General features: G+C 37.3%; 26 protein-coding genes and 1 other annotated feature. Of the genes, 5 read left to right on the forward strand and 21 right to left on the reverse strand.

Features of this window, described 5'->3' with window-relative positions; translation table 11 throughout:
• Positions 1–4: 4 nt before the first annotated feature.
• Positions 5–1,168, reverse strand: coding sequence for a lysozyme inhibitor LprI family protein (locus ACYVEC_RS13205; RefSeq protein WP_063221153.1), 1,164 nt, complete (start codon positions 1,166–1,168; stop codon positions 5–7).
• Between the two features lie 444 nt (positions 1,169–1,612).
• Between ACYVEC_RS13205 and ACYVEC_RS13210 the strand changes: the two genes are divergently transcribed.
• Positions 1,613–2,683, forward strand: coding sequence for a M24 family metallopeptidase (locus ACYVEC_RS13210; RefSeq protein ID WP_063221155.1), 1,071 nt, complete (start codon positions 1,613–1,615; stop codon positions 2,681–2,683).
• Positions 2,684–2,770: 87 nt separating this feature from the next.
• Positions 2,771–3,295: a DinB family protein gene (locus ACYVEC_RS13215; RefSeq protein ID WP_063221156.1), complete on the forward strand. Its 525-nt coding sequence runs from the start codon at positions 2,771–2,773 to the stop codon at positions 3,293–3,295.
• A gap of 32 nt (positions 3,296–3,327) precedes the next feature.
• Here ACYVEC_RS13215 and ACYVEC_RS13220 read toward each other — a convergent pair whose 3' ends face one another.
• Together ACYVEC_RS13220 and ACYVEC_RS13225 are read right to left on the reverse strand one after the other, a co-directional pair.
• Entirely contained in the window at positions 3,328–3,696 is a 369-nt protein-coding gene (locus ACYVEC_RS13220; protein ID WP_063221157.1) for a YoqO family protein, read from the reverse strand.
• A gap of 36 nt (positions 3,697–3,732) precedes the next feature.
• Complete coding sequence (locus ACYVEC_RS13225; protein WP_063221158.1) at positions 3,733–4,080, reverse strand: YoqO family protein; 348 nt, start codon at positions 4,078–4,080, stop codon at positions 3,733–3,735.
• A gap of 166 nt (positions 4,081–4,246) precedes the next feature.
• Here ACYVEC_RS13225 and ACYVEC_RS13230 point away from each other — a divergent pair, with 166 nt between their 5' ends.
• The 3 genes from ACYVEC_RS13230 (at position 4,247) to ACYVEC_RS13240 (ending at position 6,753) form a co-directional block, all read left to right on the forward strand.
• Positions 4,247–5,632 (forward strand): hypothetical protein, encoded by a 1,386-nt coding sequence (locus ACYVEC_RS13230; protein WP_063221159.1) that lies wholly within the window; start codon positions 4,247–4,249, stop codon positions 5,630–5,632.
• Positions 5,633–5,798: 166 nt separating this feature from the next.
• The gene (locus tag ACYVEC_RS13235) at positions 5,799–6,053 is read left to right on the forward strand and encodes a YbeF family protein (RefSeq protein ID WP_063221160.1); all 255 of its coding nucleotides are present in this window, start codon (positions 5,799–5,801) and stop codon (positions 6,051–6,053) included.
• A gap of 22 nt (positions 6,054–6,075) precedes the next feature.
• Entirely contained in the window at positions 6,076–6,753 is a 678-nt protein-coding gene (locus ACYVEC_RS13240) for an HAD family hydrolase (RefSeq protein ID WP_098555021.1), read from the forward strand.
• Positions 6,754–6,792: 39 nt separating this feature from the next.
• On the opposite strand, the gene pyrE is transcribed toward ACYVEC_RS13240, so the two are convergent.
• The 18 genes from pyrE to ACYVEC_RS13330 form a co-directional block, all read right to left on the reverse strand.
• Positions 6,793–7,425: an orotate phosphoribosyltransferase gene (pyrE, locus tag ACYVEC_RS13245; RefSeq protein WP_000711449.1), complete on the reverse strand. Its 633-nt coding sequence runs from the start codon at positions 7,423–7,425 to the stop codon at positions 6,793–6,795.
• Positions 7,422–8,138, reverse strand: a complete 717-nt coding sequence (pyrF, locus tag ACYVEC_RS13250; RefSeq protein ID WP_000083496.1) for an orotidine-5'-phosphate decarboxylase — start codon at positions 8,136–8,138, stop codon at positions 7,422–7,424. The genes pyrE and pyrF overlap by 4 nt, the downstream gene beginning before the upstream one ends.
• Positions 8,123–9,052 carry a dihydroorotate oxidase B catalytic subunit gene (gene pyrD / locus ACYVEC_RS13255; RefSeq protein ID WP_001081053.1) on the reverse strand — a complete coding sequence of 310 codons (930 nt, stop codon included), beginning with the start codon at positions 9,050–9,052 and terminating at the stop codon, positions 8,123–8,125. Before pyrD ends, pyrF begins: the two co-directional genes overlap by 16 nt.
• Positions 9,049–9,828 (reverse strand): dihydroorotate oxidase B electron transfer subunit, encoded by a 780-nt coding sequence (gene pyrK / locus ACYVEC_RS13260; RefSeq protein WP_000983359.1) that lies wholly within the window; start codon positions 9,826–9,828, stop codon positions 9,049–9,051. The genes pyrD and pyrK overlap by 4 nt, the downstream gene beginning before the upstream one ends.
• Positions 9,825–13,043, reverse strand: a complete 3,219-nt coding sequence (gene carB, locus ACYVEC_RS13265; protein ID WP_063221163.1) for a carbamoyl-phosphate synthase large subunit — start codon at positions 13,041–13,043, stop codon at positions 9,825–9,827. The genes pyrK and carB overlap by 4 nt, the downstream gene beginning before the upstream one ends.
• A complete protein-coding gene (locus tag ACYVEC_RS13270; RefSeq protein ID WP_000828669.1) occupies positions 13,028–14,125 on the reverse strand; it encodes a carbamoyl phosphate synthase small subunit in 1,098 nt (365 codons plus the stop codon). Before ACYVEC_RS13270 ends, carB begins: the two co-directional genes overlap by 16 nt.
• Positions 14,122–15,408, reverse strand: coding sequence for a dihydroorotase (gene pyrC / locus ACYVEC_RS13275; RefSeq protein ID WP_001108374.1), 1,287 nt, complete (start codon positions 15,406–15,408; stop codon positions 14,122–14,124). The genes ACYVEC_RS13270 and pyrC overlap by 4 nt, the downstream gene beginning before the upstream one ends.
• A complete protein-coding gene (pyrB, locus tag ACYVEC_RS13280; RefSeq protein ID WP_063221164.1) occupies positions 15,392–16,306 on the reverse strand; it encodes an aspartate carbamoyltransferase in 915 nt (304 codons plus the stop codon). The genes pyrC and pyrB overlap by 17 nt, the downstream gene beginning before the upstream one ends.
• Positions 16,307–16,454: 148 nt before the next feature.
• Positions 16,455–17,738, reverse strand: coding sequence for a uracil permease (uraA, locus tag ACYVEC_RS13285; RefSeq protein ID WP_025148300.1), 1,284 nt, complete (start codon positions 17,736–17,738; stop codon positions 16,455–16,457).
• 146 nt (positions 17,739–17,884) lie between these two features.
• Complete coding sequence (pyrR, locus tag ACYVEC_RS13290; RefSeq protein WP_001156490.1) at positions 17,885–18,427, reverse strand: bifunctional pyrimidine operon transcriptional regulator/uracil phosphoribosyltransferase; 543 nt, start codon at positions 18,425–18,427, stop codon at positions 17,885–17,887.
• A 204-nt stretch (positions 18,428–18,631) separates the two neighbouring features.
• Positions 18,632–19,540 (reverse strand): RluA family pseudouridine synthase, encoded by a 909-nt coding sequence (locus tag ACYVEC_RS13295; protein WP_063221165.1) that lies wholly within the window; start codon positions 19,538–19,540, stop codon positions 18,632–18,634.
• A 4-nt stretch (positions 19,541–19,544) separates the two neighbouring features.
• On the reverse strand, positions 19,545–20,003 hold the full coding sequence (gene lspA, locus ACYVEC_RS13300; protein WP_063221166.1) for a lipoprotein signal peptidase LspA: 459 nt from the start codon (positions 20,001–20,003) through the stop codon (positions 19,545–19,547).
• A 124-nt stretch (positions 20,004–20,127) separates the two neighbouring features.
• Complete coding sequence (locus ACYVEC_RS13305; protein WP_001004659.1) at positions 20,128–20,457, reverse strand: TraR/DksA C4-type zinc finger protein; 330 nt, start codon at positions 20,455–20,457, stop codon at positions 20,128–20,130.
• A gap of 154 nt (positions 20,458–20,611) precedes the next feature.
• Positions 20,612–23,377 carry an isoleucine--tRNA ligase gene (ileS2, locus tag ACYVEC_RS13310; RefSeq protein ID WP_460506869.1) on the reverse strand — a complete coding sequence of 922 codons (2,766 nt, stop codon included), beginning with the start codon at positions 23,375–23,377 and terminating at the stop codon, positions 20,612–20,614.
• Between the two features lie 71 nt (positions 23,378–23,448).
• Positions 23,449–23,673, reverse strand: a binding site (T-box leader).
• A gap of 51 nt (positions 23,674–23,724) precedes the next feature.
• Positions 23,725–24,231, reverse strand: a complete 507-nt coding sequence (gene divIVA / locus ACYVEC_RS13315; protein WP_001131611.1) for a septum site-determining protein DivIVA — start codon at positions 24,229–24,231, stop codon at positions 23,725–23,727.
• A gap of 89 nt (positions 24,232–24,320) precedes the next feature.
• Complete coding sequence (locus tag ACYVEC_RS13320; RefSeq protein ID WP_063221168.1) at positions 24,321–25,088, reverse strand: YlmH family RNA-binding protein; 768 nt, start codon at positions 25,086–25,088, stop codon at positions 24,321–24,323.
• 15 nt (positions 25,089–25,103) lie between these two features.
• Complete coding sequence (locus ACYVEC_RS13325) at positions 25,104–25,367, reverse strand: YggT family protein (RefSeq protein ID WP_060632029.1); 264 nt, start codon at positions 25,365–25,367, stop codon at positions 25,104–25,106.
• A 6-nt stretch (positions 25,368–25,373) separates the two neighbouring features.
• Positions 25,374–25,844 (reverse strand): cell division protein SepF, encoded by a 471-nt coding sequence (locus ACYVEC_RS13330; protein WP_000119136.1) that lies wholly within the window; start codon positions 25,842–25,844, stop codon positions 25,374–25,376.

Raw genomic sequence — 25,844 nt, forward strand, 5'->3', positions numbered from 1 at the left:
CAGACTAGTTCATATACCCATTCACTAATTCATAACATCTTTCTTTTGTCATTTTATATTTTTCATCTGCAGCTTCAATATATTTCATCGTACCATTATTTTTATCCGTAGCAATTGCTTTAACCTTACTTTCCTTTTCTTTCACCCACGCAATTTGTTTCGTTTTTAACGACTGGAATGCATCAGGAGACATCGTAGTTTTTAATGTACTGTAAATTTCATTTAGTTTATTATCCCACAGTTGATAATTTCCTTCTATTTCATTTACTATATCATTTGTTGACATGACATTTGTATGCTTTTCTTGGTTTTCTAGAGCGGATAATTCATTTAGAACTTTAGTTTTACCTACCGCTGACGAATTTTCTTTTTTTGAATTCGTATACGTACTAGAATCATTTCCCTTAACTGTTTCTTGCTCTTGAATATAATCTTTTTTCGTTATCTTTTCTTGCTCTTCATCATCTACATTTGGAGTAATAACTGAGGTTTGGGCGTCGATAGCAACTACTCCGTTACTTTCTTTAAAAATATATTTCTTATTTCCACTATTCTCTTCTCTAACGAAAGAAACATTCTTGAACCCTTGTACTCTAAGAAGTTCTTTAGCTTCTTCTTTAGTTAACTTTAAATCTACTGGCGTATTTGATGACCATCTATCCATTAACCATTTTCCATCGGTATACACTAAAACAAATTCCCACATCTCCGCTTCATTCCCCATATCATTTGCAAGAGTAAGCGTCTCAATCTTTAAAACATCATTTTTCTGTGAATAAGTTGTCCTCACGTCCGGCTCAATATGAATCGGAAATGGTAACATATCAGTTTCCCTTGATTTATTAAATGTATCAAGCAATCCTGGAAGCTCCTTGTCCACAAACTTATCTGAAACTAATCCCTTAACGCCTTTTTTAGCGGTACCTAAATCTCCAGGATTATTTCGGCTCCATCCATTTTCTTTTTCCATCTCACTAAATGCATCTGCTATTGCATCTACACTCTTTCTTACAATCTTTTTCACTTCTTTTTCTGTCACTTCTGGCGCTTCATCAAGCTGTTCAATTGTTTCATTTACTTGAACTTTGTTTTCATCTTTTTCACACCCTGTTACAACTAGCATACTAGCAGCCAAGCAAAATGACATTACTTTACTTAGTTTCTTCATGTACTCACAATCCTTATTCCTTCATATTCGTTACGTTTCCCTATCTTCGAGAGAAATCCAACAATTACCTATTATATCAATAACAATTATTTATTTGTATATTAAATTTTATATTAGAACAAAACAAAGGACATACTTTCAAAATATATATACTAAAAAATCTCTTATCCTGTTCTTCCATATTGTCAAAAAAACTGACAGTGCTATTTCGAATTTGTATAAATTTTTTGACAACTTGCAAAGAAAGTGAAATTTAGATCGATATTTTTCTCATTCTCCCACTGATAATTGAAATAATCTGTATTTCACGAGCACCCCTCCACCCACAAATAGCAAGTTAAATTTCCTAGCTAAAATACATGCAATTTCTGCTATCTTTTCTCTAAAAACATTTTTTTGGCACACTATTTGCTTTATTCAATACTGTGAATAGGGGGAATTAACATGACTTTAAAAATTAATAAAATCCAAAATCAACTACATAATTACGGAATTGACGGATTACTCATTACCAAAAAAGAAAATCGCCAATATGCAACAGGCTTTACTGGTAGTGCTGGCGTCGTCTTAATCTCTGCGGATACAGCTGTTTTTATAACTGATTTTCGCTATGTAGATCAAGCGAAGTCACAAATAAAAGATGTGGAAATCATTATGCATAAAGGAAATTTAGAAAAAGAAATTGCAAATCAAGTATCGAAATTAAACATTCAAAAACTAGGAATTGAAGAAAACAACATGACATTGCAACAATATAAAAACTTACAAAAATACGTACAGGCGGAAATGGTTCAAGTGTGCGAAATTATCGAAAATATTCGTATTATTAAAGACACTCCTGAAATAGAAACAATGAAAATCGCTGCTAATATCGCTGACGAAGCATTTCACCACGTCCTTACGTTTCTAAAACCAGGACTAAGTGAAAATGATGTACGAGATGAGTTAGAATTTTTCATGCGAAAAAAAGGGGCTACATCCTCATCATTTCAAATTATTGTAGCTTCTGGCGTTCGTTCTTCTCTTCCTCATGGAGTTGCATCAAATAAAATAATTGAACGAGGAGACATCGTTACATTAGATTTCGGTGCACTTTACGACGGATACTGTTCCGATATAACTCGTACTGTAGCGATTGGGGAACCATCGGAAAAATTCAAAAAGATATACAGTGTTGTACTTGAAGCATTAAAACGTGGAACGGAAGCAATTAAACCTGGAGAGACTGCGAAAAGTATCGATGATATAACAAGAGATTACATTACAGAGCGTGGATATGGTCAATATTTTGGCCACTCTACTGGGCATGGTCTTGGTTTAGAAATACACGAACCTCTTCGCCTATCCCAAGAAAGTAAGGCTACTCTAAAAGAAGGTATGGTTGTTACAGTTGAACCAGGTATTTACATACCAAACTGGGGCGGTTGTAGAATTGAAGATGATATCGTCATTACAAAAGATGGCTATGAGGTTATTACAAAATCAAATCGGGAACTAATTGTTATTCCTTGTTAAAATCATGCCCCTTTTTAAAAGGAGTTTTTCTCTACACATAGAATTCTTTCTCTGGAGTCATCGTTTAAAGAGGGGGGGGAATTTTAATTGAATTTTGTAATCGACAAGATAGATGGTTTACAAGTTGAATTTTCCAAACTTGTTTCCATGATGAATTACGCACGCTATACAACAATGCAAGCGGTGGAAGGTTTAACAATGGAAGAACTTGATTATTTATATGATGAGGAAGCAAATTCAATTGGCATGTTATTATACCATATGGCCGCTATTGAATTTTACTACCAGATTCATACTTTTGAAGACCGTGAACCAACGGAAGTTGAATTGGAACGTTGGTTACCTGCTATTAAGTTAGGAGATCTTGGCCGCGAGAAAATAAAAGGAAACTCGATAGAATTTTACATAAACACATTACAAGAAGTACGTTCCAAAACGATCGAGACTTTTCAATCGTTACCTGATGAATGGTTATTTAAAACGACAGACTTTTGGTATGATAAACCAGCCAACAACTACTTTAAATGGTTTCATGTTTTTGAAGATGAAATCAATCATCGTGGACAAATTCGTTTAATTAAAAAGATGCAAAAAGCTCATTCAGTAAAGTAAGAAAATGCCACCGAATAAGGTGGCATTTTCTTTTATTCATTAACGAATAACTTCTCGTTTACTTTTTTAGCGACTACCGCTATCGAAATTAAAATGCATATTAAATATAGCAATCTTACAATAAATACCCCCCCTTGAAACATTACAATGCCATCTATTATTTCATTTCCTTTCAATAACAAAAACGGAATCGTGCTAATTATAATGACGAACTCGATGCTGAAAACAATTTTCTTTTTTCGACTACATGCTTTCCACTCATCCCAGCGATACATAGAAGCAAAAATCAATACTCCTATACATAATATAACTGGTACCCATTCACTTTTAAGAAATTGCCCTGAAATAACTGATAATAGTAAACAAACGAGCACACCATAATACCCTATTTTCTCTCTCATACGTACTCCTCCCCCATTCTACTTCGCCTTTAATATTTAACTTGCTATGCTTATAACAATTCTTAGAAAAATAACAACTACAATTACAATATAAAGACCTTTTGCAGAAGACATCCATTCTTGAAAAATAGACATTTTCTCCATCTGTTTCTGCCCTTCTATTAAAATAAACCCTATGAAAAATGAGCAAACAACAATGATACCTATCATAATCCCAATACTTTTCTTGCTATATTGTTTTATATCATCCCAGTTATATAACAGAACAAAAACAAATCCGAAAACTGGTAAGATACTTATCCATTCATTGTTTGTAAACAGATTTAAAATGATTAATAGACTACAAGATATGATGAATCCCCAAAATCCAATTTTTTTGCGCATAAACCCTCCTTAAATTCCATTTTTAGGATTAATTGTATTGTAACATCCATTTTCTCTCCTTACCATTACAGTACATGAAATTTCATTTTTTTCTTTTTCCTAAACTCACATACTTTCACTGCTTTCATACAATAAACTACACGAATGCCTAAAGGATGTGAATGTTATGGGAGTTGAATTAACGCTGTTGCACGCTCTCTATATTCTTTGTTTACTCACTATTATTACCTTTTTTATTCTCCGAAAAGATACGACTATTATTTGTATCGTTTTTATCTTTTTATTAGCATTAACCGCTACAAGCTCTATCCCTCTTGCTATTAGCGGTATTTTTCAAAGTTTCATTTACGCCATCACTGAGCTATTACCAACTATATTAATCATCTCCATTATCGTATCCATGAGCAATCTACTCGTTCATACCGGCATAAATGATACGATGATTTCACCATTTACAAAGATGATTCGTACACCTACCCTCGCCTACTGGATTATCGGCCTTTTGATGATGACAATTTCTTTCTTCTTTTGGCCTTCTCCAGCTGTCGCCTTAATGGGAGCTATTTTATTACCCGTCGCTGTACGCGTCGGTCTTCCGCCAATTGGAGTGGCAATTGCTATGAACTTATTCGGTCATGGGATTGCTTTATCCGGCGACTTCGTTATACAAGGCGCACCAAAATTAACCGCAGACGCTGCTGGTCTTCCTGTTTCTAGCGTTGTTTCTGCCAGTATTCCGCTCGTAATTGTTATGGGCATTGTGACAACTTCCGTCGCATTTTTCTTCTTACGAAAAGAATTTCATACAGGACTATCCTTGCAAGATTCCTCTTCATCAACTGAACCATCTAAAACTACTATTTTATTATCTCCTCACATAAAGAAATGGCTCGCCATATGTATCCCTATCATATATACCCTTGATATTCTTTGTATGATTCAATTTAAACTACAAGGAAGCGATGCAACTGCACTTATCGGTGGAACGACTGTTATTATGATTATCATTATTTCTCTCATCGCCTACAAAGGAAATGGATTAAATAAAACGACCGATTATTTCATAGAAGGGCTTCAATTTGGATTTAAAATTTTCGGACCTGTTATTCCAATTGCTGCACTTTTTTATTTAGGAGATAGCGGCTTTGTGAAAATTATCGGGGACTATTTACCGAAAGGTTCCCACGGAATCATTAACGACTTAGGAATCGCCTTATCTCAAACTGTTCCTTTAAATCAATATGTATCGGCAGGGACATTAACTATTGTTGGTGTCATTACCGGCTTAGATGGATCTGGTTTTTCAGGTATATCACTTGCTGGTTCAATTGCAAATCTTTTCGGCACAGCACTTGGTCATGGAACAGCTACATTAACAGCACTCGGACAAATTGCAGCAATATGGACCGGGGGCGGGACGTTAATCCCTTGGGCGCTTATTCCTGCTGCTGCCATTTGCAAGGTAGATCCATTTGAACTTGCACGCCGAAACTTTTTACCAGTTGTGATTGGCTTAATTGTCACCACGATCGTTGCGATGTTTATTCTATAACGTAGGCAAGTATTCTCTTTCTTACGTTTTTTCTTGTAAAATTCATCATGAATTACTCGTTTTCAAGAGGGATTCGTTATTACTTAGCGAAATTATATTAGGAGAGTAATTATTTCAAAACGTTTACGAGAAACAGATTACTGCAATTAGAAAAGGGGACATAACTATGAATGAATTGATTTTCGTCTTATTAATTTGTCCATTACTTATCTTTATCGTTTCTGTTATTGGAACACGTAGAACGAAAACGTATTACGTAATGCCGGTTGTAACGTTTGCTAGTTTTTTAATAATAGGTGTTATCGCCTTTACTCCAAAATTTTTCTTTTGGGTTGGCATGTACAGCATCTTCTCATTTATCGTTTCTTACATGACGCTCTTGTTTGTGAGAGGATATGAGGTTGCGGAAAACGCTAAATAGCTATTAACGAGGAGATTGTCATATGATTTTCTTTGATGTCGATGGAACTTCACTTGATTATGAGGCCGCTGAAAGAAATGGTATTATAGATTTCTTTCAAGTATATAGTACTATTTTTTCAGGTAATGAATTAGAGGCCACGAAAGTCTGGCATGAATTATCCGAAGAATATTTCAACAAATTTTTATCCAAGGAATTATCTTTTCAAGAACAACAAGGGATGCGAATATACCATTTATTTAAAACATATGGAATAAACTTATCACCCGAGGAGTCTCAGCACAGATTCAATCAATATATAGAACTATATAAGAACAACTGGGCCGCGTTTGAAGATGTACACTATACATTACAGACCTTAAAGCAAGAAGGGCACTCATTAGGTATCATTAGTAATGGTGACTATGAACAACAAGTCGAAAAATTAACTGCTCTAAACATTCTACAATATTTCAATTACATATCTACTTCTAGTGAAATTGGTGTATCGAAACCAGACCCTGAAATTTTTCAAAGAACTGTATTACAATTGAATCTTGAAATGAAAGATTGCTATTATATTGGTGATCGATTAGAAACAGATGCAATTAGTAGTACAGTAGCTGGAATGCAAGGGATATGGTTAAATCGGGATAACTTGCAACTCAAATGTGATGTTCCTACTATCTGTTCGTTACATGAAATTATAACAATGATATAAAAAGACGACCACGTTCCCCCGCGGTCGTCTTTTTTCGTGTTACGCTGTGATCCAAGCTTCATTAGCTGGATTTTTACGCCACTCTTGTAATTTTTTCGTTTCAGCTTGTCCGATCATACCTTTTTCTGCTGCAACTTCAGTTAATGCACTATAATCACTTAAAGAATATGATGCTACGTTCGCTGCTTCTAGTTTTTCTTTTCCTGCTTCAAGCTCGTATGTGAAGATTGATACGATTCCTAATACTTCACAGCCAGCTTCGCGAAGTGCTTCTACACATGTAATTGCACTACCGCCAGTTGAAATTAAGTCTTCTACTACTACTACTTTTTGACCTTTTTCAGCTTTTCCTTCGATTTGGTTCCCTTTACCGTGACCTTTTGCTTTACTACGTACGTAGCACATTGGTAAATCCATACGATCGCTTACCCATGCAGCGTGCGCAATACCAGCTGTTGCTGTTCCTGCAATAACTTCTACAGTTGGAAAGTGCTCTTTAATTAACTCTTCTAATCCAGCTGCAATCGCTTGACGTACTTTTGGATAGGATAAAGTTAAACGGTTATCACAATAAATTGGTGATTTCATACCTGAGGACCATGTGAATGGATCATTCGGTTGTAAAAATACTGCTCCAATTTCTAATAAATGCGATGCGATTTCTTTTTTCATACTGTTACACCTTCCCACTGTTGTTTTACTGTTTTATACGCTTCAAGCGGATTTTCTGCTTTTGTAATACTACGTCCAACTACGATGTAGCTTGAGCCAAGTTCCCTCGCACGTTTCGGTGTTGCTACGCGCACCTGGTCATTTACATCATCGCTTGCAAGACGAATCCCCGGTGTTACTGTTACAAATTCATTTCCGCATACTTCACGTAATTTTGGAACTTCAAGCGTTGAGCAAACAACGCCATCCAGTCCACTTTCTTTCGTTAATTTTGCATAATGAGCAACCGCTTCTTCTAACGTTTTCTCAATGCCGATCTCTTTTTTCATCATAGCTTCCGAAGTGCTTGTTAGTTGTGTAACTGCAATACAAATCGGTCTCTCTTTTCCTTCTTGCTTACCTTCCTCTAATCCCTCAATCGCAGCTTTCATCATACTGCTTCCCCCAGCAGCATGAACATTTACCATATCAACATCTAGACTAGCTAGGCTACGCATAGCGCTTTTTACCGTATTTGGAATATCATGAAGTTTTAAATCTAGAAAGATCTTATGCCCTTTTTCTTTTAAGTACGTAATAATCGCAGGGCCTTCTTTGTAAAATAACTCCATACCAACTTTGACAAATAACTCTTCCCCTTCAAAGTGGCGCAAGAATTGTTCTACATCTTGTTTCCCCGGAAAATCTAGTGCAACGATTAACGACTGTGACATGTTTGCTTCCAGCTCCTTCCTTGACATTCCGAAATGTGATCAAATCCTAATTCATCTAGTAATGCTGGTAACTCTTCAATAATTGTCGGACATACGAACGGATCGATAAAGTTCGCTGTACCAACTGCAACTGCGCTTGCGCCAGCGTAGAAGAATTCAATTACATCTTCCGCTGTTTCAATACCACCCATTCCGATAATTGGAATGTTAACCGCTTGGCTTACTTCATGTACCATACGAATTGCTACTGGCTTAATCGCAGGACCTGATAATCCGCCTGTACGGTTTGCTAAAATTGGTTTAGCTGTTTTTAAATCTAGACGCATACCAAGCAATGTATTAATCATCGTTAAACCATCTGCACCTGCATTTTCAATCGCTTTTGCAATTTCCACAATGTTTGCCACGTTCGGTGACAACTTCACATATACAGGTACTTCAGAAACCTCTTTTACTCGCTTCGTTAAATCAGCAGCAATTTCAGGATTTGTACCAAAGGCGATACCACCTGTTTTTACGTTCGGACAAGAAATGTTTAATTCTAGCGCATGGACATTAGGCGCTTTAGAAATTTCCTTTGCAACCGCCACGTAATCCTCAGCTTGTGAGCCTGCAACGTTCGCAATGATTGGAAGATCAAATTGTTCGAGAAAAGGTAATTCAGAATTCATTACTTTTTCTAATCCTGGGTTTTGAAGTCCGATTGCATTTAACATGCCGCCCGGTGTTTCAGCAACACGAGGCGTCGGATTTCCATAGCGTGGTTGTTCTGTCGTCGCTTTGATCATGATTGATCCTAGTACACTTAAATCGTAAAACTGTGCATATTCACGACCAAATCCAAAGCATCCAGATGCCGGTATAATTGGATTTTTCAATGATAATCCTGGTAATTCAACTTGCAATCTGTTCATAGTACAACCTCCCCGATTGGAAATACTGGTCCGTCGCTACACACCTTCTTGTAAGAATGTCCACTTGGATCTTCTTGTAAGTGGCATACACATGCGAAACAAGCTCCAATACCACAGCCCATACGTTCTTCTAATGAAATATAGGCTTTTTTCTCTTTGTAACGTCCTTCTAATGCACGAAGCATCGCTAACGGACCACATGAATAAAGAATATCAAAGTCAATTCCGTAATTATCAATTACATCTGTGACAAATCCTTTTGTACCGTGTGTACCGTCTACTGTCGCAACGTACGTATCACCAAGTTCTGCAAATTTTTCTTCATAGAAAACAACATCTTTCGTTTGAAAACCTAAGATGTGAATTACGCGTACACCTTTTGCAACGAGGCGCTGTGATAATTCATAAAGTGGTGGTACACCAATTCCCCCGCCTACTAGTAAAGCTGTTTGACCAGCTTCTGCTTCTTCTACAGGAAAACCGTGTCCTAATGGTCCTAGTACGTCTACCATTTCACCTTGTTTTCTAGTTGCTAATGTTTTTGTCCCTTGTCCTTCTGCACGATATAGCATTGTAAATTCGTTCTTCTCTTGATCTACATTACAAATACTAATCGGGCGGCGCAGAAGGGGCGCAATGCCCTCTGCTACCTTAATGTGCACAAACTGCCCTGGTTCGTTCATTTGCTGTACTAAAGTTCCTTGAAGCACTAATTCGTAAATGTTTTTTGCGATTTCTTTTTGATTAACGACGATCATATTTTGCTTTTGCATCATGCATGTACCACCTCGTGACGCTTTGTTTGCGTAATTTCTTTCATTGAATGAGCTGAGAATGTCATAGATTCTAATACTCGTAAGATTGCTCTCGTTGTATCAAGTGATGTTAAGCAAGCCACACCATTTTCTACTGATTCACGGCGAATGCGGAAACCATCACGCGCTGGTTGTTTGCCTTTTGTTAATGTATTGATTACAAACTGTGCTTTTCCTTGACGGATAATATCAAGTAAGTTGTATTCTTCAGAATCAATTTTATTAACAACTTGCACTGGAATGTTTTGCTCTGCTAACGATTGTGCTGTTCCAGCTGTTGCTAATAAGTTATAGCCGATTTCGTGGAAACGTTTTGCAATTTCCATTGCTTCTTCTTTATCTTTATCCGCTACAGTGATGATTACTGATCCGTGCGTTGGGATGTTAATTCCTGAAGCAACTAACCCTTTGTATAATGCTTTTTCAAGTGTTAAGTCTTTCCCCATTACTTCCCCTGTTGATTTCATTTCAGGTCCTAATGTTGTATCAACTGAACGTAGCTTCGCAAATGAGAATACCGGTGCTTTTACATACACTTCTTTCTCTTCTGGGTGATAACCAGTTCCATATCCTTGTTCTACAAGATCTTGACCTAAAATAACTTTCGTTGCAACATTCGCCATCGGTACGCCTGTAATTTTACTTAAGAATGGTACTGTACGGCTCGCACGTGGATTTACTTCAATTACATACACTTCATCTTTGAATACTACAAACTGAATGTTTAGTAATCCAACAATGTTTAAACCTTTTCCAAGTGCAATTGTATGCTCAATAATTTGTTCTTTCAGTTTTGCAGATAAGCTTTGTGGTGGATATACTCCGATTGAGTCACCAGAGTGAACTCCAGCGCGTTCAATATGTTCCATAATACCTGGAATGAATACATTCTCACCGTCTGAAATTGCATCTACTTCAATTTCTTTACCAACCATGTATCGGTCGATTAATACTGGGTGATCAGCGTGAACTTTAACCGCATTTTTCATGTAGTGCAACAGTTCTTCTTGACGATATACGATTTCCATCGCACGTCCACCTAGTACGTAAGATGGTCTTACTAATACTGGATAACCAATTTTGTCAGCGATTGCTACCGCTTGCTCTACAGTCGTTGCCGTTTTACCAACTGGTTGCGGGATACCAAGCTGTGTTAGAGCTGCCTCAAACTTATCACGATCTTCTGCACGGTCTAAATCTTCAAGTGATGTTCCTAAGATTTTCACACCATGAGCCTCTAATTTAGCAGCTAAGTTAATTGCCGTTTGTCCACCGAATTGGACGATAACACCTTCTGGCTTTTCTAAATCGATAATGTGCATTACATCTTCGATTGTTAATGGTTCAAAGTATAATTTATCAGAAATACTGAAGTCTGTTGAAACTGTTTCTGGATTGTTATTAACAATGATTGCCTCATAGCCAGCTTCTTTAATTGCCCATACAGAGTGAACTGTTGCGTAGTCAAACTCAACCCCTTGACCGATACGGATTGGACCAGACCCTAGTACAACAACACTCTTACGATCTGTTCTAACCGATTCATTCTCGTCACCATATGTGCTGTAGTAGTATGGTGTTGCAGATTCAAACTCTGCCGCACAAGTATCTACCATTTTATAAACAGGAGTGATATTGCTTTCTTTACGCATATCGTAAATTTCACGCTCTGTTTTGTTCCAAGCTGCTGCAATGTAGTGATCGCTGAAACCCATTTCTTTCGCAGTTTGTAGTACTTCCATATTTCCTACATTCGCTTTTACTTCACGTTCCATATTTACGATGTTTTCAACTTTTTGTAAGAAGAAGAAGTCCATTTCACACCAATCGTTAATTTCTTCTTTCGTTACACCTTGACGAATTGCTTCTGCTACAATAAACAGTCGCTCATCATCAGCTTTTATAATGCGTTTTTTCATTGTTTCTTTATCAAGTTCTTTTAAATGCTCTAATTCTAAGTGATAAACACCAAGTTCTAAAGAACGAACCGCTTTTAATAATGATTGTTCTAAGTTACGTCCGATTGACATAACTTCACCAGTTGCCTTCATTTGCGTACCAAGTGTTCTGTTTGCTGATTCAAACTTATCAAATGGCCAGCGTGGTATTTTTGAAACAACATAGTCTAATGCTGGCTCGAAGCAAGCGTATGTTTTTTGTGTTACTGGGTTTATAATTTCATCTAACGTTAAGCCTACTGCAATTTTCGCTGCTAATTTCGCAATTGGATAACCAGTTGCTTTAGATGCTAGTGCAGATGAACGACTTACACGTGGGTTTACTTCGATTACATAGTACTGGAAGCTATGTGGATCAAGTGCAAGCTGAACGTTACATCCACCTTCAATTCCTAATGCACGAATAATTCGTAATGAAGTGTTCCGTAACATTTGATACTCACGGTCACTTAACGTTTGGCTCGGCGCTACAACGATAGAATCACCTGTATGAACCCCAACTGGATCGATATTTTCCATATTACATACTACAATCGCATTATCATTCGAGTCACGCATTACTTCATATTCAATTTCCTTACAGCCAGCAATACTTTTCTCTAATAAACATTGTGTCACTGGACTATGTTTTAAACCACCTGATACAATTTCAATTAATTCTTCTTCATTACTACAGATTCCGCCACCTGTTCCACCCATTGTAAATGCTGGGCGAACAATAACTGGATAACCAATTTCTTTTACAAATTCATGTGCTTCTTCTAGCGTATGAATAATGGTACTAGATGGAATTGGTTCATTTAATTCCTGCATTAATGTACGGAATAAATCACGATCTTCTGCTTGCTCAATTGCTGATAATTTTGTTCCTAAAATTTCAACTCCACATTCTTCAAGTATGCCTGATTTCGCAAGTTCGACAGCCATATTTAAACCTGTTTGGCCACCTAATGTTGGCAGGATTGCATCTGGACGTTCTTTACGAATGATACGGCTTACGAATTCTAGTGTTAATGGTTCTATATATACTTTATCTGCTGTTGCAGTATCTGTCATAATTGTTGCTGGGTTAGAGTTAACAAGGATTACTTTGTAACCTTCTTCTCTAAGAGATTGACAAGCTTGTGTACCAGAGTAATCAAACTCTGCTGCTTGCCCAATTACAATTGGTCCTGATCCGATTACTAAAATTGTGTTAATGTCTAGGCGTTTTGGCATAACTCTTCCCCTTCTTTCTTGAAGTTTTCAATCATTTCTAAGAAATCTTCGAATAAATCATTTGCATCTTCTGGTCCTGCTGAAGCTTCTGGATGATACTGTACTGTAAATGCTGGGAACTTCGTATGACGAAGACCTTCTACTGTTCCATCATTTAAAGCGACATGTGTAATTTCAAGTTCTGTATTTTTAACTGATTCTTCTTCTACTGCATAACCATGGTTTTGAGATGTAATTGCTACTTTTCCAGTTGCAAGATGTTTTACTGGATGGTTTAAACCACGGTGACCAAATTTTAACTTACTTGTATTCGCACCAGATGCTAGAGCGAATAGTTGATGTCCTAAGCAAATTCCGAATAAAGGAACTTTACCGATAATGTCTTTTAACATTTCAATCGCTTCTGGTACATCTTTTGGATCTCCAGGTCCGTTACTTAACATAATTCCATCTGGGCTAAGGCGTAAAATCTCTTCTGCTGTTGTATTGTAAGGTACTACAATTACATCGCAGTCACGTTTATTTAATTCTCGTAAAATACCATGTTTCATTCCAAAGTCCACAAGTACAACGCGATGTCCACGGCCTGGGCTTGGGTATGGATCTTTCGTTGATACGCGTTTCACGTGATCTGTAAATACTGTCGCTTTTAATTGGCTCACGATGTATTCTACATCTGCATCCATGTTACATAGACGTCCACGTAATGTACCGTATTGACGAATTTTTCTCGTTAATTTTCTTGTATCAATTCCTGCTAAGCCTGGGATGTTTCTTTCTTTTAAGTAATCATTTAACGAAATTTCATTACGGAAGTTTGATGGGTGATCACAAATTTCGTTTACGATTAAACCATTTACAGATGGGTGAATCGATTCAAAATCGTCACGGTTAATGCCGTAGTTTCCGATTAATGGGTACGTGAATGTTACGATTTGACCGCAATATGATGGATCAGATAATGTTTCTTGATATCCAGTCATTCCTGTTGTGAATACAACCTCACCTGACTTTTCAATTTCTCCTCCGAAACCTTTTCCAATTAATACTGTTCCATCTTCTAAGATAAGTTGTCTTTTCATACTAATGCACTCTCCTTTTGCCATGCGATCTTACCACCAACGATTGTCATTACCGGCCATCCTTGGCATTTCCAACCTGCGAATGGTGTATTTTTTCCTTTTGATAAGAATGTTGTTGGGTCAATCTCTTCTTCTTGTTCTAAATCAATGATTGTAATATCAGCTGTTCTACCTTCTTTCAGGCGACCTGCTTCTAAGCCAAATGTATCAGCTGGCTTTTCTGTTAAGAATTGAATTAACTGCTCTAGTGTAATGATTCCTTTTTTCACAAGGTTTGTGTAAAGAAGTGGGAATGCTGTTTCAAAACCAGTAATTCCGAATGGTGCTCTTTCAATTCCTTGTGCTTTCTCTTCCGCTGTATGCGGTGCATGATCAGTTGCGATCATATCGATCGTTCCATCTAATAAACCTTCAATTAGTGCTGCGTGATCTTCTTTTCCACGAAGCGGTGGGTTCATTTTAAAGTTAGGATCAGCTGATGGGATATCATCTTCACATAACACTAGGTGATGAGGTGTTACCTCTGCTGTTACTTTAATTCCAGCGCGTTTCGCATCACGAATTACACGTACTGATCCTTTTGTACTTACGTGACATACGTGATAGTGACAATCTGCCGCTTCAGCAAGCAGTATATCCCTTGCAATATGTACAGATTCACATACTGATGGGATACCGTTTAATCCGTGTTTCTCAGAAAACTTCCCTTCATGTACACAACCTTTATTAATAAGAGTATTCTCTTCACAGTGCGCAACTACTGCCATATTTAATTTCGCTGCACGCTTCATAGCAGCTAACATCATGCTAGCATCTTGTACGCCTACACCGTCATCTGTGAAAGCAAATGCTCCAAGTTCTTTTAACGTTTCGAAATCTGTCATTTCAGAACCCGCTTGACGTACTGTAATTGCTCCATATGGTAGTACGTTGACATGCGCTTTTTCTTTAATACGATTTTGCAAGTCTTCCATATGTTCTCTGCAATCTGGTACTGGGCGTGTATTTGGCATTGCACAAATTGTAGTGAATCCACCTTTTGCCGCTGCTAGTGTACCTGTTTCAATTGTTTCTTTATGTTCACCACCTGGTTCGCGAAGGTGTACGTGTACATCTACTAATCCAGGTGCGATTAACTTTCCGTTCACATCGATTACTTCAGCATTATCTGCCGTAATATTTTCTGCTACCTTAGCGATTTTACCGTCTTGTACGAGAAGATCCGTTGCTACGATTTTTCCTTCTTCATTCATATAACGACCATTTTTAAACAAATAATTCATGTTTCATTCCTCCTAATACATTTGGTAAGGCGCGTTTTAGTACAGCCATTCTTACGTAAACTCCATTTTCCATTTGTTTAAATATGCGTGAACGCTCACACTCAACAAGTTCACTTGCAATTTCAACACCACGGTTTACAGGAGCTGGATGCATAATAATGCTTCCTTCTTTCATACGCTTTTCTCTTTCCACTGTTAATCCGTGGTTCTCACGATACTCTTTCATAATGTCTGTTTCATAATGATCATGACGCTCATGTTGTACACGAAGTAACATCATTACATCCACTTCTGGAACAAGTTCATCTAATGGTTTGTATGTTCCAAATGTGTTGTCTTCATCTTTCCACTCTTCTGGACTTGCAAAGTAAATTGTTGCACCCAGCTTCGTTAATGCTTCTGCATTAGAACGTGCTACTCGGCTATGACGAACATCTCCTACTATTGCAATCTTCAAACCTTCAAATCTTCCAAACTCTTGTTTAATTGTAAGAAGGTCGAGTAGGCACTGTGTTGGGTGGTTTCCACATCCATCTCCAGCGTTTAAGATTGGAATATTCACCTGTTCTTTTAGTTCATCGAAGTAGCGATCTTGCTCGTGACGGATGACCACTGCTTTTGTTCCGATTGATTCTAGTGTTCTTATCGTATCGTATAAAGTTTCTCCTTTTTGTACGCTAGATGCATCAGCTGAAAAGTTTAAAACATCAAGTCCTAATCTCTTCTCAGCAACTTCAAAGCTAAATCTCGTTCTCGTACTATTCTCAAAGAACAAGTTCGCAACAAAAGTTTGCTCTGTCGTTTTGCTCTCTTTCCCATTCGCGAAATCTTCTGCGTCTTTTAGGATTTCTGAAATTTCTACTTCCGATAATTCACTCATCGTTAACAAATGGCTCATCGTCATCCCTCATCTTTCTGGTTTTTATGTTACCACTTTTGTATTTTTATAACAACCTTTGCATAAAAATACCCTAGTCATGTGAGACTAGGGTGCAAGAAAGAAGCCACCCTTTCCAGTCTCACAGGACTGAATTAAAAGGTTATTATTATGAAGCAATCTGCTTAGATTGTTTTATTTGTTTTGTTTCCGGTAGTAGTAGATTTAACAGCACACCTACAATTGCTGCTAGTGCCATTCCTTCTACTTGGAATGATTCCCCTACGTGAAGTACCGCTCCACCAATACCGATTACTAGTATTACTGATGCAATCATTAAGTTTCGTTTGTCACTTAAATCTGTTTTATCGTCTACCATCATGCGTAATCCGCTTGATGCGATTACACCGAATAGTAAGATTGATACACCACCCATAACTGGTGTTGGGATCGAATGAATCAGTGCAGAAATCTTACCGATAAATCCGAACATGATTGCGAATACTGCTGAACCGATGAATAAGTATACACTGTACGCTCTCGTAATTGCTAGCACACCGATGTTTTCACCATACGTTGTATTCGGTGGCCCACCGATTAGTGATGCGATTAATGTTGCTATCCCATCACCGAAGATTGAACGGTGTAAACCTGGTTTTTCAATTAAATCTCTTTTAATAACATTTCCTAGTACAATTTGATGTCCGATATGTTCTGAAATTGTTACTAGTGCAACTGGTACCATCAAGAGTACAATCTTCCATGAAAACTCTGGTGTGTATGTTACAAATGGTACTGTGAAATCTGGTACAACAAACCATTTCGCCTCAGCTACCGGCTTTAAGTCTACTAGCCCTTGGAAGTAAGCGAAGATATATCCGCCGATAATGCCAAGTAACACTGGTATGATACTGAAAAATCCTCTTCCGAATATCGAGCATATAATTGTAATTGCTAATGTTACTAATGCTACTGAAAAGTGTGTAAAGCTATATTTGCCATCCGCACCGTTCATCGCCATGTTCACTGCTGTATGTGCTAAAGCTAGACCGATTACCATTACTACTGGACCAACTACGATTGGCGGAAGTAATTTCATAATCCACTCTGATCCTGATTTCTTAATTCCGAGTGAGATTAAGATGTACACAAGTCCTGCTAGCAAACCACCGAGCATTGCTGCTCCAGGTCCCCCTGCTGTTTTCGCTGTAATAATCGGTGCGATAAAGGCGAATGATGATCCTAGGTAGGCCGGTACTTGACCTTTCGTTATAAGAAGAAACGCTAACGTTCCTAATCCACTTGATATTAATGCTACTGACGGATTCAATCCTGTTAAAAACGGAACAAGCACTGTTGATCCAAACATCGCGAACAAATGTTGTATACTTAAAAATAACCATTTTCCCGGTTTCGGTACTTCATTAACATCTAACACTGGCTTTTGTTCCATTGTTACATCCTCCTTCAGTTTAATTCTTTGCAATAAAAAAACTCTTTGTGCCTGTGCACAAAGAGTCCTACACTTTCGTATGCCAAATTTGACATATGAAAGCCAAGACCCTTTGGCAGCCTCACAGGACTACATTTAAAAGGGCTTTACTTATCGTATATGCTTACTCGATCTTGTTGATCTGTCTCTTGCAAATCAACTTCGATACGCTCTTCACTTGATGTTGGAATGTTCTTTCCTACATAATCAGCGCGAATTGGTAGTTCACGATGACCTCTATCAACAAGAACTGCTAGTTGGATTTGTGATGGTCTACCTAAATCCATAAGAGCATCCATTGCTGCTCGAACTGTTCTGCCTGTATATAATACATCATCCACAAGGATAACTTTTTTCTTCGTAATATCTACAGGGATATCAGAACCTTTTACAAGTGGTTCTTCATTTTTCGATTGTAGCGTTAGATCATCACGGTATAACGTAATATCTAACTCTCCAACTTCCATTTCTTTTCCTTCAATTTGACCAATTCGTTCTGCCAAACGTTGTGCAATAAAAATTCCACGAGTTTTAATTCCGACAAGAACACAATTATCGACACCTTTATTTCGTTCCACGATTTCATGACTAATTCGTGTTAAAGCGCGGCGAATCATTTGGTCATCTAAAACGACAGCTTTCTCTTGCATGCTCTACACCTCCAAGCTTTTTTTCTTGCGTGAGAGTAATGGTATAAAAAAAGTCCTCTCAGCGTGTGCGAGAGGACTTTTGAAAAAAGGGTACAGCATACCCTAAGTATTTCAAACCGTTACCTTCTCAACCTCACGGGGCTGTGTTAAAGGATCATTATTTAACTGTTGTCAGTATCTCAGTTTTCTTATGATTTGTCAATACTATTTCCGTAAAATATTTAATGCATCTTCAAACACTTCTGGAATCGGTGCCTCAAACTGAATATATTCACCAGTACGAGGGTGGTCAAATCCTAAAATACCTGCATGAAGTGCTTGTCCATTCATGTCTAATGTTTTCTTTGGTCCATACTTTGGATCTCCTGCAAGTGGATAGCCAATATATTTCATATGAACACGAATTTGGTGCGTGCGTCCTGTTTCTAAGCGACATTCTACAAGTGTAAAATCTTTGAAACGCTCTAACACTTGGAAGTGAGTAACAGCGTTCTTACCGTTTTCATCAACTGTCATACTTTGACGCTCTTTCTTATCGCGACCAATCGGAGCATCAATCGTTCCCTTATCATGCGGGATAACACCGTGTACAATCGCTTTGTAACGTCTTGTTACTGTTTTTGCTACAAGTTGATTTACAAGTGATTCGTGTGCCATATCATTTTTAGCAACCATTAATAGGCCAGATGTATCCTTATCAATACGATGCACGATACCAGGACGCATTACACCGTTAATGCCTGATAAATCTGTACAATGATGCATAAGACCATTTACAAGTGTACCACTTGTATGACCTGGTGCTGGATGTACAACCATACCACGTGGCTTATTTACAACAAGCACATCTGCATCTTCATAATAAATTTCTAAGTTCATATCTTCTGCTTGAATATCTAACGCTTCTGGCTCAGGAATCGTTACTGTAATTTCATCATTTTCTTTAACTTTATAATTTACTTTTACCGATTTCCCATTAACTGTTACAACATCATCTTTAATCCATTGCTGTACTTGTGAACGTGACCATTCACTGTTTATTTCTGCAACGAATTTATCAATTCGCTCATTTTTTTGCTCTTCTGCAACTGTTACTTGTACTACTTCACTCATTCAATTACTCCTTCGCTTTCTTGCCTTCTAATAATGTTTGAATAATAATTAATACAACACCAATACATAATGCTGAATCAGCTATATTAAATACTGGATAGTTGTACGAGAAAATATACACGTGAATGAAATCCACTACTTCTTGTCTAAATACACGATCAATAAAGTTACCAATTGCTCCGCCTAATATTAGACCTAATGAAATTCCTAGAAGCTTGTCTGTTTTCGCATATTTTTTCATATAAAATACGATAAATACTACAAAAATGACTGTAATAATGTAGAAGAACCACATTTTATTTTCTAAAATCCCCCAGGCAGCTCCTCTATTTCGATGTGATGTTATGTATAATACATTATCGATAATCGGAATGCTCGTACCCAATTCCATGTTTTTTACAATTAGCCATTTCGATATTTGATCGATGGCAATGACGAATAACGCTATTACATAATATATCATTTTCATTTCCCCCACAAAGACAGTGTACCTCAAAATTTTAGCATAGCTGCAACCTTTTCACAATGAACCTTTATAGAAGAATAAAATAAATTAAAAAAAGGTAATATAATATCGTTGTGCACATTCATACATTTACTTTTTCATAGAAAAATTCATGGATAGTACGGGCAGTCGGCATCGTTTTCATTTGTTTTACCGAAATTACTCTCCCTGTTTCTTCACAAATACCATACATATCTATTTCCATTTTAAATAATGCACGTTCTACATCTTTTAAATCCTCTTTTATATCATGTAATAGCAGTTTTTTCTTTATCTCTTCCTTAATTTCATATCCAAGCTCTTCGCTAAACTCTGTATCATATTTGTGCATGACCTCTTTAGCTAGTCTCTCTTGCAATTCTTTTCTCATCAATTGCAATTCTTCTTTTATTTCCATATACATTTCATTCACGTGTACATTCCTCCCAGCTGCAATGTACGATTAGTGTGTCCGAAATTTATATGCTTACCTCTCACACATTTTTCCTTCATAGGAAAGAGAGTGAAAGTTATTTCGATATACCATCAACATAAAAATGACTGCACTTTACGTGCAGTCATTTTTATTATTTTACATAATTTTCTTTAACAACTGTTGCACAACGCTCACATAATGTTTCATGTTCAGCATCTTTACCAATTGTTTCTGAAACTACCCAACAACGTTCACATGTTTCACCAGTTGCTTGAGCAACAACAACCGCTGTATGTTCATACTTAGGCGCATCTGCTGGCGCTTCTTCCATCAGACCACCAAGCTTATACTCAGAAACGATGAATAATTGCTTTAAGTCTTCGCTAATAGACTCTAGCATAGCTTTCATTTCTGCAGTTGGATATAACGTAATGCTTGCATTTAATGACTTACCGATTACTTTTTCATTACGTGCTACTTCTAACGCTTTTAATACGTCATCACGTAATGTCATGAATGCATCCCATTTTGTTTTCAATGCTTCCGCACCATCTAATTGTACAGCTTCTGGCATATCAGTTAATTGTACGCTTTCTTCTGTTACACCTGGAACATATGGCCATACTTCGTCAGCTGTATGCGGTAAGATTGGTGTTACAAGTTTTGTCAATGCAACAAGAACATCATATAATACCGTTTGAATTGCACGACGATCTTCATGGTTTGCACCTTCAATGTATAAAATGTCTTTTGCAAAGTCTAAGTAGAATGAACTTAAATCAATTGTACAGAAGTTATGAATTGCATGATATACAGCAGCGAAGTCGTATGTTTCATATGCTTCTTTTACTTTTGTAATTAAGTCATTTAATTTCACTAACATGTAACGATCTACTTCACGAAGTTCAGCTACCGCTACTGTATTTTCACTTGGCTTAAAGTCATCTAAGTTTCCTAATAAGAAACGGAATGTGTTACGGATCTTACGATACACTTCTGCTACTTGTTTTAAAATATCATCTGAAATACGTACATCAGATTGATAGTCAACAGAAGATACCCATAAGCGTAAAATGTCCCCGCCTAATTGATCCATAATTTTCTTCGGTACGACAATGTTTCCAATCGACTTACTCATTTTACGTCCTTCACCATCTAATACGAAACCATGGCTTAGTACGCCTTTATATGGAGCTTTACCTGTTACAGCAACTGCTGTTGATAATGAAGAGTTAAACCAACCACGATATTGGTCAGATCCTTCTAAATATAAATCAGCTGGACGTTGTAAGTCTTCGCGCTCTTCTAATACCGCTTGGTGAGAAGAACCTGAGTCGAACCATACATCCATGATGTCTGTTTCTTTACGGAATTCACCATTTGGGCTACCTGGATGTGTAAATCCTTCTGGTAATAGATCTTTCGCTTCACGCTCGAACCATACGTTAGAACCGTGTTCACGGAATAAATCTGCTACATGGTTAATTGTTTCATCTGTAATAATTGGATCACCATTCTCAGCATAGAATACAGGAATTGGCACACCCCATGCACGCTGACGAGAAATACACCAGTCACCACGGTCACGAACCATGTTATGAAGACGAGTTTCGCCCCATGCTGGTACCCATTTTGTTTCCGCAACAGCTTCTAATAACTCTTTACGGAATGCTTCAATAGATGCAAACCACTGAGCTGTCGCACGGAAAATAATTGGTTTTTTCGTTCTCCAATCATGTGGGTATGAATGCGTAATGAATGTTAGTTTCAGTAACGCGCCTACTTCTTCTAATTTTTCTGTAATTGGCTTGTTAGCTTTATCATAGAATAGGCCTTCAAATCCAGGTGCTTCCTCTGTTAATACACCTTTATCATCAACTGGGCAAAGTACTTCTAATCCATATTTTTTACCAACAACGAAGTCATCTTCCCCGTGTCCTGGTGCTGTATGAACACACCCTGTACCTGCATCTGTTGTTACGTGATCTCCTAGCATAACTAATGAATCACGATCGTAGAATGGATGTTTTGCAACTGTATACTCAAGTTCGCTACCTTTTACAGTTTTCACAACTTCAGCATTTTCCCACTCTAATGTTTTTGCAACTGGCTCAAATAGTTCAGAAGCAATAATATACTTTTCATCATTTACTTTTACAATGCTGTATTCAAGTTCTGGGTGAACAGAAATACCTAAGTTTGCAGGTAACGTCCAAGGTGTTGTTGTCCAGATAATGAATTTCTCATCACCTTCTAATACGTTCTTTCCATCTTTAACAGGGAATGCTACGTAAATAGATGCTGATTTTTTATCTTGGTATTCAATTTCAGCTTCTGCTAAAGCTGATTCACTCGTTGGAGACCAGTAAACTGGTTTTTGCCCTTTATAGATATAACCTTTTTTCGCCATATCACCAAACACTTTAATTTGTTGTGCTTCATAAGCTGGCTCTAAAGTAATATATGGGTTATCCCAATCAGCATGTACACCTAAACGCTTAAATTGTTCACGTTGACGTTCTACTTGTTCATATGCATACTCTGCACATAACTTACGGAACTCAGCAACTGTCATTTCTTTACGCTTTACACCTTTATTTGTTAAAGCTTGCTCAATTGGTAAACCGTGCGTATCCCAACCTGGAACATATGGTGCACAGTAACCAGTCATTGATTTATAACGAACAATAAAGTCTTTTAATACTTTATTTAATGCATGTCCCATATGAATGTCACCATTTGCATATGGAGGTCCATCATGCAGTACGAATAAAGGACGACCTTTTGTATGTTCTTGTACCTTTTCATAAATATTCATTTCAGCCCACTGTTCTTGCATTGCAGGCTCACGTTTTGGTAAATTCCCACGCATTGGGAACTCTGTTTTTGGCATTAGTAATGTATTTTTGTACTCCATGCTCAATTCCTCCTTACATGTATAAAAGAAAGACTTAAAAAACGGAATAAAAAAGAGACTTTCTCATCCCAAAAAGGGACGAGAAAGTCTCCCGCGGTACCACCCTAGTAGATCCTATACGTATGTATACAATCCTCTTTATATTCTTAACGCGAATATACGCCTACGCTTACTCTATTTGTTCAGCGCGGAACTCCAGGGTGATATTCCCATTATCTCCTTATCCTGAGCTTACACCATCCTCAGTTCGCTATATAAGGTATGAAAAAGGTACTTATCCCTATCTTCGTTTTTCTTAATCAATATGTTGTTTAAAATTATATGTAATAATGAGAAAAACGTCAAGCTTACACTGTTTCTTCTTTTTTCAACAGCTCATCTACTTCGTCTTCTAACTCAATTAATTTATCCCAATCATCGTTGTTTAACATTTCAAGCTGTGTTTCTAATAACATACGGAAACGAGTGCGGAATACTTTCGCTTGTTTCTTCAGCTCTTCAATATCAAAAGCAACCTTTCTTGATTTTACTAATGCTTCGTTAATAATACGGTCTGCATTCTTTTCCGCTTCACGTACGATTAATTTTGCTTCTTTTTGCGCATTACGTTTTACTTCTTCCGCCGCTTCTTGTGCAACAACGATAGATTTGTTTAACGTATCTTCAATATTAGAAAAATGATCTAACTTTCCTTCTAATTGCGCAACTTTTTCTTCTAAAGCTTTCTTCTCACGAATGACTAATTCATAATCTTTGATAATTTGATCAAGAAACTCATTTACTTGATCCTCATCATAGCCACGGAATCCGCGACCAAATTCTTTGTTATGAATATCTAATGGTGTTAACGGCACAACGCCACCTCCAAGTAGTTATCTAAATTTCCTCTTTCAATTATATCTTTTCTTCGACAAAATAGGAGAATTTCCTTCTAAAAAACCAATCATTTTAGTATACCATACAAAATTCTCCATTTGTCGCGCTTTGTTCTACCTTCTACAGAAAACAATTTACTTCGTCCATATCCTCTCACTGAAAAAACATCTCCTGGATAACATTCATAAGAGGTTTGCTCCACTGTTTTCCAATTCACTTTTACTAGTCCATTTTTTATGAAAGGTTGTACTTTCTGTCTGGATATATGTAACATTTCAGCTAACATAACATCTAAACGAAGTGAAGAAACCGTTCCAGATTTCTCTCCCCACGTTTCTTGCATCTGTAGAATTTTTTCTCCTTGCACTGATGATAAGGAGACTTTCACTTTCCCTATCGATTGTAAGTTCATCTCAATATAAGATACAACTTCTTTCGCGACTACAATTTGGGCACGATTTTCTTGAAGCAAAATATCTCCACATTTTTCTCTCGTTAAACCAAGAGACATAAATGTACCTAATATTTGCCTATGTTCTAGCGTATAAAACTTGGAAGGATAGTCAATTTCTAATACCTCTACTTGAAATTCCTCTTCATTTACTACTAGATAGTCCGGATAAATGAGTGCTCTTTTACGCTCTGCATGAGGCGTTGCACCATCAAACTGTACAGCAACATCCCCTTGTCCTATTACCATATTGACAATTTGTTGTTGTCTTGGATCAAGGAAATCTGTTAGTTTCACTTGATGGTACTCCGCTGCTCGCTTCCACTCTAACACCTTATCCACAAAGACCTCTTCATTGGGTCTGAAATGTTCATAGATGCTCATGTATTTAACCTCTTACTATAAGAAATAGCGGAATATACTTACTAAACCATTCGTAGCAAGCTTTAACGCAAAAATCGCAACGAGTGGAGAGATATCAATCATACCAAGCGGCGGAATAAATCTGCGAAATGGTTCTAAATACGGTTCACAAATACGCGCAAGAAAATCTCCGAAAGTTGATTCCTTTGCACCCGGGAACCATGATAGGAGAATGTAAATAATAAGTGCCCACGAGTAAATCTCGATAGCAGTAATTAAAACGTTTAAAACTGTTACCATGGCGTATTACCACCTCTTTATATTTGTGTCTTCTTCTTCACCGAATAACTCTGAAATTGCACCAACAATATCTACATTTTCAGGCGTACACATAAATGTTTTCGGTCCTATTTTTTGAATGTCCCCGCCTATAGCGTATACAGTACCACTTAAAAAGTCAACGATACGTACAGCTTGATCAGTAGACATTCGTTGTAAATTAATCACAACAGCTCGTCTACCTTTTAAATGGTCCGCAATCCCTTGCGCTTCCGAATATGTGCGTGGTTCTAATAAAACAACTTTTGAAGATTGCTTTGCTGTTTCAATGCTCACAACATTTTGTTTCGGTTGCGCTTTTGGAAACGTAACATCTTGTTGTTCTGGCGGATCTTGCTGCTTCTTCATGTCTGTTTGCTCCTTTTCATAACTATATTGAGCTGCTTCTTTTTCTTCCGGTGTATCAAAAAAGAAGTACTTTACTTTTGACCAACTCAT

It is taken from the genome of Bacillus sp. MN7755 (assembly GCF_054771475.1).

Excerpts from the sequence above, each read along its gene's own strand:
- ACYVEC_RS13205 (WP_063221153.1), bottom strand. The coding sequence starts at position 1,168 with ATGAAGAAACTAAGTAAAGTAATGTCATTTTGCTTGGCTGCTAGTATG.
- ACYVEC_RS13210 (WP_063221155.1), top strand. The coding sequence starts at position 1,613 with ATGACTTTAAAAATTAATAAAATCCAAAATCAACTACATAATTACGGA.
- ACYVEC_RS13220 (WP_063221157.1), bottom strand. The coding sequence starts at position 3,696 with ATGAGAGAGAAAATAGGGTATTATGGTGTGCTCGTTTGTTTACTATTA.
- ACYVEC_RS13225 (WP_063221158.1), bottom strand. The coding sequence starts at position 4,080 with ATGCGCAAAAAAATTGGATTTTGGGGATTCATCATATCTTGTAGTCTA.
- ACYVEC_RS13230 (WP_063221159.1), top strand. The coding sequence starts at position 4,247 with ATGGGAGTTGAATTAACGCTGTTGCACGCTCTCTATATTCTTTGTTTA.
- ACYVEC_RS13235 (WP_063221160.1), top strand. The coding sequence starts at position 5,799 with ATGAATGAATTGATTTTCGTCTTATTAATTTGTCCATTACTTATCTTT.
- ACYVEC_RS13240 (WP_098555021.1), top strand. The coding sequence starts at position 6,076 with ATGATTTTCTTTGATGTCGATGGAACTTCACTTGATTATGAGGCCGCT.
- pyrE (WP_000711449.1), bottom strand. The coding sequence starts at position 7,425 with ATGAAAAAAGAAATCGCATCGCATTTATTAGAAATTGGAGCAGTATTT.
- pyrF (WP_000083496.1), bottom strand. The coding sequence starts at position 8,138 with ATGTCACAGTCGTTAATCGTTGCACTAGATTTTCCGGGGAAACAAGAT.
- pyrD (WP_001081053.1), bottom strand. The coding sequence starts at position 9,052 with ATGAACAGATTGCAAGTTGAATTACCAGGATTATCATTGAAAAATCCA.
- pyrK (WP_000983359.1), bottom strand. The coding sequence starts at position 9,828 with ATGATGCAAAAGCAAAATATGATCGTCGTTAATCAAAAAGAAATCGCA.
- carB (WP_063221163.1), bottom strand. The coding sequence starts at position 13,043 with ATGCCAAAACGCCTAGACATTAACACAATTTTAGTAATCGGATCAGGA.
- ACYVEC_RS13270 (WP_000828669.1), bottom strand. The coding sequence starts at position 14,125 with ATGAAAAGACAACTTATCTTAGAAGATGGAACAGTATTAATTGGAAAA.
- pyrC (WP_001108374.1), bottom strand. The coding sequence starts at position 15,408 with ATGAATTATTTGTTTAAAAATGGTCGTTATATGAATGAAGAAGGAAAA.
- pyrB (WP_063221164.1), bottom strand. The coding sequence starts at position 16,306 with ATGAGCCATTTGTTAACGATGAGTGAATTATCGGAAGTAGAAATTTCA.
- uraA (WP_025148300.1), bottom strand. The coding sequence starts at position 17,738 with ATGGAACAAAAGCCAGTGTTAGATGTTAATGAAGTACCGAAACCGGGA.
- pyrR (WP_001156490.1), bottom strand. The coding sequence starts at position 18,427 with ATGCAAGAGAAAGCTGTCGTTTTAGATGACCAAATGATTCGCCGCGCT.
- ACYVEC_RS13295 (WP_063221165.1), bottom strand. The coding sequence starts at position 19,540 with ATGAGTGAAGTAGTACAAGTAACAGTTGCAGAAGAGCAAAAAAATGAG.
- lspA (WP_063221166.1), bottom strand. The coding sequence starts at position 20,003 with ATGATATATTATGTAATAGCGTTATTCGTCATTGCCATCGATCAAATA.
- ileS2 (WP_460506869.1), bottom strand. The coding sequence starts at position 23,377 with ATGGAGTACAAAAATACATTACTAATGCCAAAAACAGAGTTCCCAATG.
- ACYVEC_RS13320 (WP_063221168.1), bottom strand. The coding sequence starts at position 25,088 with ATGAGCATCTATGAACATTTCAGACCCAATGAAGAGGTCTTTGTGGAT.
- ACYVEC_RS13325 (WP_060632029.1), bottom strand. The coding sequence starts at position 25,367 with ATGGTAACAGTTTTAAACGTTTTAATTACTGCTATCGAGATTTACTCG.
- ACYVEC_RS13330 (WP_000119136.1), bottom strand. The coding sequence starts at position 25,844 with ATGAGTTGGTCAAAAGTAAAGTACTTCTTTTTTGATACACCGGAAGAA.